General features: G+C 43.3%; 10 protein-coding genes, 1 tRNA gene and 1 pseudogene. 5 read left to right on the top strand and 7 right to left on the bottom strand.

Annotated elements, in window-relative coordinates:
* Positions 1 to 36: 36 nt before the first annotated feature.
* The 3 genes from AAEY93_RS17175 to AAEY93_RS17165 all read right to left on the bottom strand — a co-directional run bounded on the left by AAEY93_RS17175 (position 37) and on the right by AAEY93_RS17165 (position 3,457).
* The gene (locus AAEY93_RS17175; protein WP_124013933.1) at positions 37 to 1,644 is read right to left on the bottom strand and encodes a carboxyl transferase domain-containing protein; all 1,608 of its coding nucleotides are present in this window, start codon (positions 1,642 to 1,644) and stop codon (positions 37 to 39) included.
* A 91-nt stretch (positions 1,645 to 1,735) separates the two neighbouring features.
* Positions 1,736 to 2,905 (bottom strand): isovaleryl-CoA dehydrogenase, encoded by a 1,170-nt coding sequence (locus AAEY93_RS17170; RefSeq protein ID WP_124013932.1) that lies wholly within the window; start codon positions 2,903 to 2,905, stop codon positions 1,736 to 1,738.
* A gap of 141 nt (positions 2,906 to 3,046) precedes the next feature.
* Positions 3,047 to 3,457: a MerR family transcriptional regulator gene (locus tag AAEY93_RS17165; RefSeq protein WP_101034624.1), complete on the bottom strand. Its 411-nt coding sequence runs from the start codon at positions 3,455 to 3,457 to the stop codon at positions 3,047 to 3,049.
* A gap of 318 nt (positions 3,458 to 3,775) precedes the next feature.
* On the opposite strand from AAEY93_RS17165, the gene AAEY93_RS17160 reads away from it, so the two are divergent.
* The gene (locus tag AAEY93_RS17160; protein WP_351078569.1) at positions 3,776 to 5,698 is read left to right on the top strand and encodes a propionyl-CoA synthetase; all 1,923 of its coding nucleotides are present in this window, start codon (positions 3,776 to 3,778) and stop codon (positions 5,696 to 5,698) included.
* Positions 5,699 to 6,029: 331 nt separating this feature from the next.
* On the top strand, positions 6,030 to 7,559 hold the full coding sequence (gene gnd / locus AAEY93_RS17155) for an NADP-dependent phosphogluconate dehydrogenase (protein WP_124693481.1): 1,530 nt from the start codon (positions 6,030 to 6,032) through the stop codon (positions 7,557 to 7,559).
* 99 nt (positions 7,560 to 7,658) lie between these two features.
* On the opposite strand, the gene AAEY93_RS17150 is transcribed toward gnd, so the two are convergent.
* Positions 7,659 to 8,552 (bottom strand): 1,4-dihydroxy-2-naphthoate polyprenyltransferase, encoded by an 894-nt coding sequence (locus tag AAEY93_RS17150; RefSeq protein ID WP_267898620.1) that lies wholly within the window; start codon positions 8,550 to 8,552, stop codon positions 7,659 to 7,661.
* A gap of 206 nt (positions 8,553 to 8,758) precedes the next feature.
* Here AAEY93_RS17150 and tesB point away from each other — a divergent pair, with 206 nt between their 5' ends.
* The 3 genes from tesB (at position 8,759) to AAEY93_RS17135 (ending at position 11,368) form a co-directional block, all read left to right on the top strand.
* Entirely contained in the window at positions 8,759 to 9,619 is an 861-nt protein-coding gene (tesB, locus tag AAEY93_RS17145; protein WP_124013928.1) for an acyl-CoA thioesterase II, read from the top strand.
* Positions 9,620 to 9,628: 9 nt separating this feature from the next.
* A complete protein-coding gene (locus tag AAEY93_RS17140; protein WP_101030200.1) occupies positions 9,629 to 10,030 on the top strand; it encodes a YbaY family lipoprotein in 402 nt (133 codons plus the stop codon).
* A 102-nt stretch (positions 10,031 to 10,132) separates the two neighbouring features.
* Complete coding sequence (locus tag AAEY93_RS17135; RefSeq protein ID WP_351078562.1) at positions 10,133 to 11,368, top strand: MFS transporter; 1,236 nt, start codon at positions 10,133 to 10,135, stop codon at positions 11,366 to 11,368.
* Between the two features lie 2 nt (positions 11,369 to 11,370).
* Here AAEY93_RS17135 and AAEY93_RS17130 read toward each other — a convergent pair.
* From AAEY93_RS17130 to AAEY93_RS17120, 3 genes and pseudogenes are all read right to left on the bottom strand, one after another.
* Positions 11,371 to 11,551, bottom strand: a pseudogene (locus tag AAEY93_RS17130) (response regulator); the annotation flags it as partial.
* Positions 11,552 to 11,570: 19 nt separating this feature from the next.
* Entirely contained in the window at positions 11,571 to 11,735 is a 165-nt protein-coding gene (locus tag AAEY93_RS17125) for a hypothetical protein (RefSeq protein ID WP_206191876.1), read from the bottom strand.
* Between the two features lie 431 nt (positions 11,736 to 12,166).
* Positions 12,167 to 12,242, bottom strand: a tRNA-Ala gene (locus AAEY93_RS17120).
* Positions 12,243 to 12,347 lie beyond the last annotated feature (105 nt).

The following is a 12,347-nucleotide window of genomic DNA, read 5'->3' as shown; positions in this document are numbered from 1 at the left end:
GTACTTACTCCTAGTTAGTTGAATTAACCGCATGAGTTACATGCGAAACACCCCAAAACGGGTGTCTTCAATAGGAGCATTTAACGCTGCCGATAACGCTAATCCGACAACGTCACGAGTTTGTGCTGGGTCAATAATGCCATCATCCCAAAGACGGGCGCTGGCATGATACGGATGACCTTCTTTTTCGTATTGTTCAACAATGGGTTTACGGAAAGCTTGTTCATCTTCTGCAGACCATTCAACCCCTTTACGGGCTAAACCGTCACGGCGCACGGTGGCTAATACACCCGCAGCTTGTTCGCCGCCCATCACTGAAATACGGGCGTTAGGCCACATCCACATCATGGTGGGTTCAAATGCGCGGCCGCACATGCCGTAGTTACCGGCGCCATAACTGCCACCGATAATTACAGTAAATTTAGGTACATTGGCACAAGATACCGCAGTGACCATTTTGGCGCCGTGCTTGGCAATGCCTTCATGTTCGTACTTTTTACCCACCATAAAACCGGTGATATTTTGTAAGAACAATAAGGGGATTTTACGTTGGCAACACAGTTCAATGAAGTGAGCGCCTTTTTGCGCCGACTCGGAAAAAAGAATGCCGTTATTAGCCACAATTCCGACCGGATAACCATGGATGCGAGCAAACCCGCACACTAAGGTTGCGCCGTAGTTGGCTTTAAATTCGTCAAAGTCAGAATCGTCAACCACACGGGCAATCACTTCTTTTACATCGAACGGCTTTTTAAGGTCGGTACCGACAATGCCATACAATTCATGGATATCAAATTGTGGCGGCTTAGCTGGACTTAATAAGCTTTTGATGTGTTTTTGGTGATTCAAACGCAGTATAGCTCGGCGAGCAAGCTCGAGTGCGTGGTCGTCATTTTGCGCCAAGTGATCCGCAACACCAGATATTTTAGTGTGAACATCTGCGCCGCCGAGCTCTTCTGCACTGACTTCTTCTCCGGTTGCCGCTTTCACTAGTGGCGGCCCTGCTAAAAAGATGGTGCCCTGATCTTTAACAATAATAGATTCATCTGCCATCGCTGGCACATAGGCGCCGCCCGCGGTACATAAACCCATTACCACCGCAATTTGCGGAATACCTTTAGCTGACATTTGTGCTTGGTTATAGAAAATTCGGCCGAAATGATCCCGGTCAGGAAACACTTCATCTTGGCGGGGTAAATTGGCGCCCCCAGAATCAACTAGGTAAATACACGGTAAGTGACAGCGACTGGCAATGTCTTGGGCCCGTAAATGCTTTTTCACGGTGATAGGATAATAAGTACCGCCTTTTACTGTGGCATCGTTGGCGATGATCATGCATTCAACACCACTGACACGGCCGATACCAGCGATAACGCCGGCTGCAGGCACTTCTTCGTCATAGACTTCGTAGGCGGCAAATTGCGATAACTCTAAGAAGGGTGACCCGGGATCGAGTAGCTTTTCAACGCGTTGACGAGGCAATAATTTACCTCGCGACAAGTGACGTTCAAGGGCAACAGGGCCACCGCCTTGTTCGATTTTTGCCAGCTTTTGTTGGAGATCGTTGACTAATAACGCCATGCTGTCTGACTTGGTTTTAAATTCGTCACTGCGAGGATTGATGCGGCTGCTCAGTTGCGTCATTTCTATGTCCTTAATGAAGCAAAAAAAAGGGGCTTGATAAGGGCGACATGACACGTTGAATATGTCGCCCTACAGAGGGGGCAAATGTTGCTTACTTTGACTCGTTAAATAATTCGCGGCCAATTAACATGCGGCGGATTTCTGAGGTGCCCGCGCCAATTTCGTAAAGCTTGGCATCACGCAGTAAACGACCAGTGGCATACTCGTTAACATAACCATTGCCGCCAAGAAGTTGAATCGCATCTAAGGCCATTTTAGTCGCAAGCTCTGCGCTGTATAAAATGGCACCTGCTGCATCTTTACGAGTCGCTTCACCACGGTCACAAGACTTGGCCACGCTGTAAACATAAGCCTTTGCGGCATTCATGCCAGTGTACATATCGGCTAACTTACCTTGCACTAATTGGAATTGACCAATCGATTTGCCAAATTGTTCACGCTCATGAATGTAAGGTATGACGATGTCCATACACGCTGACATAATGCCTAATGGGCCGCCAGATAACACAACTCGTTCGTAATCAAGGCCACTCATTAACACTTTAATGCCGTTATTGAGGCCGCCTAAGATGTTTTCTTCTGGTACCTCACAGTCTTCAAACACCAATTCACAGGTGTTTGAACCGCGCATACCCAGCTTGTCGAGTTTTTGTGCCTGACTGAAACCTTTAGAATCGCGTTCAACAATAAACGCGGTAATGCCATGTGCACCCTTGTCTACATCTGTTTTAGCATAAATAACATAGGTGTGAGCGTCTGGGCCGTTAGTTATCCACATTTTGTTGCCATTCAGAATATAACGATCGCCTTCTTTACGGGCATGTAGCTTCATTGACACCACATCTGAACCGGCATTAGGTTCGCTCATGGCTAAGGCGCCAATATGCTCTCCACTGATCAGTTTAGGCAAATATTTTGTTTTTTGAGTGTCATTTCCATTACGGTTAATTTGGTTAACACACAAGTTTGAGTGAGCACCATAACTTAGGCCTATGGATGCCGATGCGCGTGAAATTTCTTCCATCGCAACGACATGGGCAAGATAGCCCATGTTGGCGCCACCATATTGCTCATCAACGGTTACGCCTAATAGCCCCATATCGCCAAGCACTGGCCATAATTGATTAGGGAAGGCGTTGTCGATATCGACTTGGGCGGCCATTGGGGCAATCTCGTTAGCGGCAAAACCACGAACGGCATCACGTAACATGTCTACGTCTTCACCTAAACCAAAGTTTAGGCTGGTATATAAGTCGCTCATATGCATGTGTCCTGTTGAATTTATTATTATCTGGCAAAACATTATCTACCAACGCTTATATGCGTTTTTGGCAGTGGAGTATTACGTTAGACTTAATTGAGTAAGCCTTTTATTATTATCAGTATTATGTCGCTAGTTGGCTTACTTGCTCTTTTTGAGGCTATTGTCTTCTAACGCGACTCGGCATTGCTGCTCGGCCGAATTCAGCTCCATTAGCACCACTTTAATGTCGTCCATTTGCTGCTGTAGAGCCGATTTTTTTTCATTAACTAAGTCAAGCATGGTGTTGAGCTGCGTTGAACTACTTTTATCTGCATCGTAAAGTTCAAATAGACGACGCGTTTCTGCTAACGAAAAACCGAGGCGTTTGCCGCGTAAAATGAGTTTTAACCGCACTCGGTCTTTCAGACTGTATATACGGGTTTGTCCGCGCCGCTTAGGTTTAATCAAACCTTGGTCTTCGTAAAAACGAATACTGCGGGTGGTGATATCAAATTCTTTTGATAAGTCACTGATTGAATACGTTGATTGAGGGCTATGGGTTGTGCTCATCATGTCACCAAAAGTGTTTCTTTTGATGCAAGATATATGAAGTTTACGTAAAGGTAAAGTTTGCATGGCTTTTTTCGATATAATACCGACAGTTAAAGTGTTATTTTTGCTTTCCACTCTATCGGTTGTTGTACTCTAACTAATTGTTATATTGTGTTTTATTTTAATAACTTGAACGTTCAACCTTAAGCTAAACACTTGGATGGATCTAACGGTTTTCTTATTGATTATCGTGGCTATTATCCTTTTGTCTAATAGGGCAATTTAATGAATTCTGCTCATAATCATTGTAATACAAGTTGATTAACGGAGAGCGATATGGCTGATTTAGGACTATCAATGCACGCACAATCGATAGCCGAGCCCGAAGTATTCTGGCTACAAGCCGCCGAAGCCATCAGTTGGGACCTTACTCCTAAAACAGTATTAGACGCCAGTCAAAAACCTTTTTATCGCTGGTTTGCCGATGGCAAGATGAATACCTGTTTTAATGCGGTAGACCGTCATGTGTTAGCTGGCCGAGGCGAACAAACAGCGATCCATTATATTAGCCCAGTGACACAGCATGAATATTCCGTTAGTTATCAATCGGTACTAGCGCAGGTTAAAAGACTGGCGGGCTTAATGGTCTCGCTGGGTGTAAAGAAAGGTGACCGTGTGGTGATTTACATGCCCATGGTGCCTGAAACGGCCTATGCCATGTTGGCGTGCGCGCGTATTGGCGCGATTCATTCTGTGGTCTTTGGTGGTTTTGCGGCCAATGAGTTGTCTACGCGGATTAATGATGCCAAGCCAAAATTGATTTTGTCTGCTTCATGCGGTATCGAACCTTCAGGTGTGGTGCCTTACAAACCGCTACTAGATGATGCTTTAGCTCAAGCTAGCCACCAAGTCGATCACTGTGTTATTTTAAATCGTACTGAATACAAGGCTGAATTACTCTCGCCCCGCGATCTTGATTGGTATAATGCGCTGGTGGATGCGCCTGATGCTGATTGTGTATCGCTGGATGCAACTGACCCATTGTATGTGCTGTATACCTCAGGCACGACAGGACAACCGAAAGGGGTGGTGCGTGATAATGGCGGTCATGCAGTTGCATTGGCGTGGTCGATGAAACACATTTACGACACCGGTGTAGGTGATGTGTTTTGGGCTGCATCGGATGTTGGCTGGGTGGTAGGGCATTCATATATTGTTTATGGACCGCTATTGGTTGGTGCAACCACCGTTATGTATGAAGGTAAGCCCATTGGTACTCCTGATGCTGGCGCCTTTTGGCGGATTATCGAACAAAAGCAAGTTCGCAGCTTTTTTACTGCGCCGACTGCCATTAGAGCCATTAAACGCGAAGACCCTGAAGGCGACTTCATTAAGAAATTTGATTTAAGCTGCCTCAAGCAAATGTATTTAGCGGGTGAGCGCTGTGATCCAGACACCTTAAATTGGAGTCAGCATCATTTAGGTAAACCTGTGATTGATCATTGGTGGCAAACTGAAACAGGTTGGCCAGTAGCGGCAAACTTGATGGGAACCGATCCGATAGAAATTAAACCGGGATCGCCAGCGCGTGCCGTGCCGGGTTATCAAGTGGAGATCCTCGATGCGATGGGGCAACAAGTGGCACCCAATGAAAGCGGCAATGTGGTGATAAAGCAGCCATTACCTCCTGGCACATTAACGACCTTGTGGCAAAACGATAAACGTTATATTGACAGTTACTTATCTATGTATCCTGGATATTACTTAACCGGTGATGCTGGCTACATAGATGAAGATGGCTATTTGTACATTATGAGTCGCATCGACGACATTATTAATGTCGCAGGACATCGTTTATCAACAGGCCGATTTGAAGAAGTACTTTGTCAACATGATGCGGTTGCTGAGGCGGCGGTGATTGGTGTGCAAGATAAACTAAAAGGCCAAGTGCCTCTTGGGTTGGTGGTGCTTAAAAACGGCGTTACCTTGTCAGATGAAGCATTGTATAAAGAGTTGCTTGCACTGGTACGCCATGAAATAGGCCCCGTGGCTTCTTTTAGGCTAGTGAGTGCAGTACAAAAATTACCTAAAACCCGTTCAGGAAAAATATTGCGAGCCACAATGCGTAAAATTGCTGACAATCAAGATTACACCATGCCGGCCACCATTGAAGATCCACAAACCTTAGACATAGTACGTAATGCGCTCACTAAAATGGGTTATGCCAATGCGTTAACGACTGAGTTGACTAAATCTTAGTTCAGAGCTTTCTGTGGTACTCATCCCTTGTAATGAGACCATTACTCAGGCACAGCGGTGTTAGTCGACCTGCTAGTATACTTTTTAGTCATTTTATTTTAGCTTCAGTAGCGCGTCGACATTGTATTCGACTAATAAAAAATCAGAAACGCCAATGGTGTTTCTGATTTTTCCTATTGTAGCAATCTGTTAATTAAATTGAGCATACATTGTAAAAAACAGCGTTTCCGCATTTTGTTACTGGTAATTTAGTTACAAGAATCGCTATAATTGCCAACCAAATGGATTCGCACTACGCGATTAATCTCTGTGACCTGTGGGAACTACACTAATGAATAACCACATCCAACAATCACACGTCGGCGTTATCGGCCTTGGTGTTATGGGCAAGAACCTCGCATTAAACATTGCTGACAACGGCTACCATGTTGCAGTTTTCGATTTAGATACTCCAAAAGTCAACGCAGCTGTGGCTCAAGAAGAAAATGAGCGTAAAGCGGGTACGGCACCGCGCATGCAAGCTTGTAATAATCTTACAGAAATGCTTGCTAATTTAGTTGAGCCTCGAGTCATTGTATTATCTGTGCCTGCAGGAGCGCCTGTTGACGGAGTCTGTAAATCGTTAATCGAAGCTGGTATTGAAGCCAATGATATCGTTATTGATACGGGTAATAGTCTTTGGACTGACACAGTAGAGCGAGAGTCTCGCTATAAAGAACAGTTTATCTTTTTCAGTTCGGCTGTTTCAGGTGGTGAGGTTGGCGCGCGTTTTGGCCCTTCATTAATGCCCAGTGGCGATGAAAAAGCATGGCGTTATGTTGAACCTATTTGGAAAGCGATTGCCGCTAAAGTTGATTCAACCACTGGTTTACCTATAGAACGTTTTGAGCCGGGTAATCCGGTCACCGAAGGTGAGCCTTGTACTGCGTATATAGGTCCTGCAGGTTCTGGTCATTACGTTAAAATGGTTCATAACGGCATTGAATATGCGGATATGCAGCTTATTTGCGAAGCTTATCAATTGCTTAGTGATGGTTTAGGCATGTCAGCTCATGATGTCGGTGACATTTTCAATGGCTGGAATAAAGGTATTCTTAACAGTTACCTTATGGGCATTAGCGCTGAAGTCTTGCAACAAGCCGATCCGCTAACGGGTAAGCCATTAGTTGAAATGATCCTTGATAAAGCAGGTCAAAAAGGCACTGGTTTATGGACGGCAGTGAGCAGCTTGCAAATTGGTTGTCCGGCGCCAACGATTGCAGAAGCGGTATATGCTCGTGCTGTCAGTACTCAAAAAAACTTGCGTATGCAGCTAAGCACAACGCTAGCGGGTCCAGCTCCCGTTAGTTTTAGTGGTGCAGAGAAAACGGAATTTATTGCCAATCTTGAAGATGCTTTATATTGCGCTAAAGTCTGTTGTTATGCTCAAGGATTTGAGCTCATGGCGATGACAGCAAAAGAGCAAAATTGGGCTTTAGATTTTGCTGAAATAGCTAAAATATGGCGTGCAGGCTGTATTATTCGCGCGACGTTTTTGCAATCAATTACTAAGGCTTATCAAGAAGATGTAAGCCTTACAAACTTATTGATGGCCGATACCTTTAGTCAAACCTTGTCACAGAAGCAGCTTAACTGGCGTAAAACCGTTGCGGCCGCTGTTATGCAAGGCATTCCAGCACCATGTATTAGTTCGGCGATTGCATATTATGACAGTTACCGCAGTGAAACGTTACCAGCGAACTTACTACAAGGCCAACGTGATTTTTTCGGCTCGCACACTTTTGAACGTACTGATAAGCCAGCGGGTGAGAAATACCATTTAGATTGGAGTGCGAAGCAGCGTACTTTATCTAAAGTGTAATGACCTTCACACTTTAAAAAGGCGCCTGATTTTACAATGAGGCGCCTTTTTAATTATTCAGGACGTTAAGTGATAGATGACATTTAACAAATAGGACATTCAGGTTAGTGAAAAGTACAATCCAACGCTAAACAGCACGCTGAAAATCATAGTTAATTTAGCGGTTTGTCCCAATATCGGATTCAATGCTTCACCAGAATTCTCGTGAAATTCGCGGCTGAGATTACGCGCAATGATTAACGAGGCTCCCGATAACAATACCGGTAATCCATCCAATGAACCTAATAAAAATCCCGCGATAATGATACCAAAAGGTAAGTAGACAAAACTTTGATATAGCACTTTAGCCTGTGCTTCTCCTATTCTCACCGCAAGGGTGTTTTTACCTGCTTTGGTGTCGGTTGAAATATCTCTAGTGTTATTGACCAGCATGATGGCAGCATTAAAAAAGCCAATGGCACAACCGAGTAACCATGCTGTTATGGTGGTAGTTCCTGCTTGTAAATAGTAACTGCCAACAACGGCCACTAAACCAAAAAAAACAAATGCTGCTATTTCGCCTAATCCATGTGAGGCAAGTGGATAGGGACCGCCGCTATAACATAACGCGCCTAAAATAGAGGCTGCAGCAAGAATGGCAATAGGCCATCCTCCGTGAAGTATTAATAATGAACCGACTAATAATGATGTGATCAAGCAGCCTATCATGGCATTTCGAACTGATGAGGGCGCTAGGATACCACTTTGAGTCACTCTTACAGGTCCGATACGCTCTTCGGTGTCAATGCCATTTTTAAAGTCAAAGTAGTCATTAGCGAGATTAACTGAAATTTGTAATAATACGGCACATAGCATTGAGGTAAACGCGATGAGTAAGCTAAAGTGTTCGAGTCCAATTGCCAGCATGTTTCCGATTAATAATGGACCAATTGCCGCAGGGAGCGTTCGAGGACGAATAGCAATAAACCATGATTGCATTGAGCTAGGTTGCATAATATTGTGAAACGCAGTGTTGATTAGTCATGTTAATAGCATACCAAAAATTCAATTACGGTGCAGATATGAATCTTTGCGTTGCATCACTCTTTTGCGATTTGTCATAAGATAGCTGAAATACAACAATTACCATAGAATAAGCTAGAAAACATAAGCTTAACTAAGGTAACCTTAACGTTAATCCATGTCGTAAAGAAGGTGTTATGAGTCAGGTATTAAACGATTTATTGTCATTGTTGTCACTTGAGCAAATTGAATTAGGCTTGTTTCGTGGTCAGAGTCAAGATTTAGGCTTCGGGCATGTGTTTGGGGGCCAAGTGATGGGACAAGCGTTAAGTGCTGCAAAACAAACGGTTAGCGAAGATCGCCATGCACATTCTTTGCATTCATACTTTTTGCGTGCCGGTGATGAAAAGTTACCGATAATTTATGATGTTGAAAATATGCGTGATGGAGGCAGTTTTAGTGCGCGTAGTGTGAAGGCTATTCAGAAAGGTCGACCCATTTTTTACATGATATGTTCGTTCCAAACAGTCGAAGAAGGCTTTGAACATCAAGATCTCATGCCTGATGTGCCAGGACCTGAAGGTTTATTGAATCAGCAAGAACTCGCGATGACCATGCGTGATAAAGTACCTGCGAAAATGCTCGAAAAATTTATGGCAGATTCTCCGATTGAAATGCGTTTAGTTCACCCCGTTCATCCTATTGCGCCAAGTGCCACAGAGCCTAAACGGTATGTATGGTTGCGTGCCAATGGAAAAATCCCATCAGACCACAGCATTCAAGAATATTTATTAGCTTATGCATCGGATTTTAATTTTTTAATGACGGCAACTCAACCGCACGGTGTGTCATTTTTAACCCCAGGTATGCGTATGGCCACCATTGATCATGCTATGTGGTTTCATCGTCCATTTAATATGGGAGAATGGCTCCTATACTGTATTGATAGCCCTAATGCTGGCGGTGGACGTGGATTTGTGAAAGGGCAGTTTTTTGATCAGCGAGGACGTCTTGTGGCTTCTGCCACACAGGAAGGTTTACTCAGAATGACCAAGTAGGACGCTAATATGATAATAATTAACAAAGGCATACAATTAGCGGTTGTCGCTTTGATTGCTATGATGTTACATGGATGTACGACAATCGAGCCTGAAAAACCCATTATTGTTAATGGTTATGCAGGATATGCAGAAAAAATTACCTTGCCAAAGGGTTGTAAAATCAATATTGCATTAATTGATTTCAATACCCCAGGGGCCATAATTGCTCAAAAAAACTTTGATATTGCCAGAGTGCCTGTTCCGTTTAAATTTAGCTTACCAGCAGGGCTAATTAGTCGTGGTGTCGATTATGGTGTGGTGGCGATGATCACTTACCAAGGTAATGCGATTTTTCAGACCTATGATAAGTTCCGTGTGATCAACAACGGTCAATTTACCACTCAAGTGTTAATGAAACGCGTTAAATAGCCGCTTCGTAACCTTGCTCACAAACTCTTATCCCCGCCATTGATTAATATACTCGGCGGGTAATAATCTTTTTCCTGCCCTATTTTGTTGTTTAGGTGGTCTATGACAGAGTTTACGCCAACGTTGCGCTCCCATGCTGAAACGCGCCTCATTTGGGCGTTGTGCTTAGCTTCTATGGTGATTTACATTAACTTGTACACATTGCAAGGTATGCTGCCGTCTATTGCGGAGCATTTTGATGTGTCGGGCGCACAAGCCACGTTAGTGTTGTCTGTGACTAGCTTTACCTTAGCTTTCTCGTTACTTTTCTATGCTTTGTTATCCGATAGAATTGGACGCTTAGCGCCCATTGTTATGAGTTTATGGTTGCTGGCAGCATCAAATATTTTATTGGTTTTTGCACAAAGCTTTGATGCTTTAGTGTGGGTTAGATTACTGCAAGGGATATTATTAGCAGCAGTGCCTGCTATTTCAATGGCCTATTTTAAAGAGCAGTTAGATCCAGTTTTTATGCTTAAAGCGGCTGCTGTGTACATAATGGCAAACAGCATTGGTGGCATTGCGGGTCGATTATTGGGGGGGTTAATGGCCCAATATTTATCGTGGCAATCTTCAATGGGATTAATTTTTATTGTGACATTCATGGGGGTTGCGTTTGTTACATACTTATTGCCACGTAGGGAGATTAAACCTTCTGTTATAAAGGAAAAAATTAATTGGCGCCGCAAAGCCAAACAAGATTTTAATGGTTTTATGTTCCATTTATCTGACACTCAAATGCGTTTGGCTTATATAATTGGCGGATTAGCATTTATGATGATGGTTAATCAGTTTAGCTTTATTCAGTTACATATTATGGCCGAACCTTATGGACTCAGTCGTTTTCAAGCCACATTAATCTTTCTATGCTACCTGAGTGGCACCTTTGCTGCTTGGCTGTCGGCTAAATGGATTGTACGATATGGGTCAATGCCGTTATTTAGAGTGGCATTATGCTTAATGGTTGCAGGCACATTATTAACCTTGGTGGATACCTTGACTGCGATTGTGGTCGGATTTTTGATTACCGCTTGCGGTTTTTTCTTAACTCATAGCTGCTGTAATTCGTTTGTGGCTATTCGTGCCACGAGTCACCGTGCTAAAGCGACGTCGTTGTATTTATGTTGCTATTATCTTGGTGCATCTTTAGGTGGGCCATATTTAATGTTGTTTTGGCATAAAGCTGAATGGAATGGCGTGGTAGTGGGCTCTATGAGTCTTTTGGTGTTGCTCCTAGTTACTATTTGGCGCTTAGGGAAACACCAAAAGCAAGTTATTGATGTTTCCGAAGTAGATTAACTCTCAATAAAGTCGTAAGCGCCATTTTTTGAGCGTCTACGACCATAGCCATATCACCAGACCGGTTAATAGTACCACTGGCAATTCAACGTCTTGTTGTTTCTGTTGTTGCAATAAACTCAAACCATCGAGTTGCGGCATATTAATATCATATATAGCAATGCCCAGCCAATTAGCGGTAAGTTAAAAATACTTTAACAACTTACTCACCGGGTAAACGCTGTTCTCTCAATTCTTCAAACTTAAGTGCTATTTGTTCTTTTGGCGTGCTTTCGGCCACGAGATGCGAAAAAGTAATTTCTATAGTGTCAGCAAAAACATTAAAACTCGCCGCGAAAACTGAAGCAATAGTTACTAGCTTAGCCATTGACTTTAGTGGCGGTGTAAAAGGTGATTGTTGATTTTTTTATGATAATTAGCTTCCTTTTTTTAGGGTTATATTTTCCTCAAGGAGCTGACTTGCTCTAGAACAAGTACGCCATAAATACTTATGAGGATAGATAATAAGAAGCAAGCATCTGGCCGTATGTTATTAATATGTAACTAATTGAGGTGTAATAGCTTTAATTTATATAGCTATGTGGGAAGTTATTTTGTGTGAGGATTGTCACGCAGCGAGAGATGGTCATGGTTGGAAAGTCATACGTTAGCGTTGATGGTGATGTTATAGGGTAGTGGTGGCTGAACAATATGAGTTTAAATGGATTAAATAAAGAGAATTATCAGGTAATAAAAAACCACCCGAAGGTGGTTTTTTATTAATGTCATATACTGAATATGCATTAGTTACCAAATATTTGGTGGAGCTACACGGGATCGAACCGTGGACCTCTTCACTGCCAGCGAAGCGCTCTCCCAGCTGAGCTATAGCCCCAAATTCTAGCTAATATAACTAAAATTTGAATATGGTATCCCATAGGGGATTCGAACCCCTGTTACCGCCGTGAAAGGGCGGTGTCCTAGGCCTCTAGACGAATGG

The organism is Shewanella sp. CAL98-MNA-CIBAN-0140 (assembly GCF_040309905.1).
GTDB classification, from domain to species: domain Bacteria; phylum Pseudomonadota; class Gammaproteobacteria; order Enterobacterales; family Shewanellaceae; genus Shewanella; species Shewanella psychromarinicola.
This window is presented reverse-complemented; position numbering and strand designations above follow the sequence as displayed.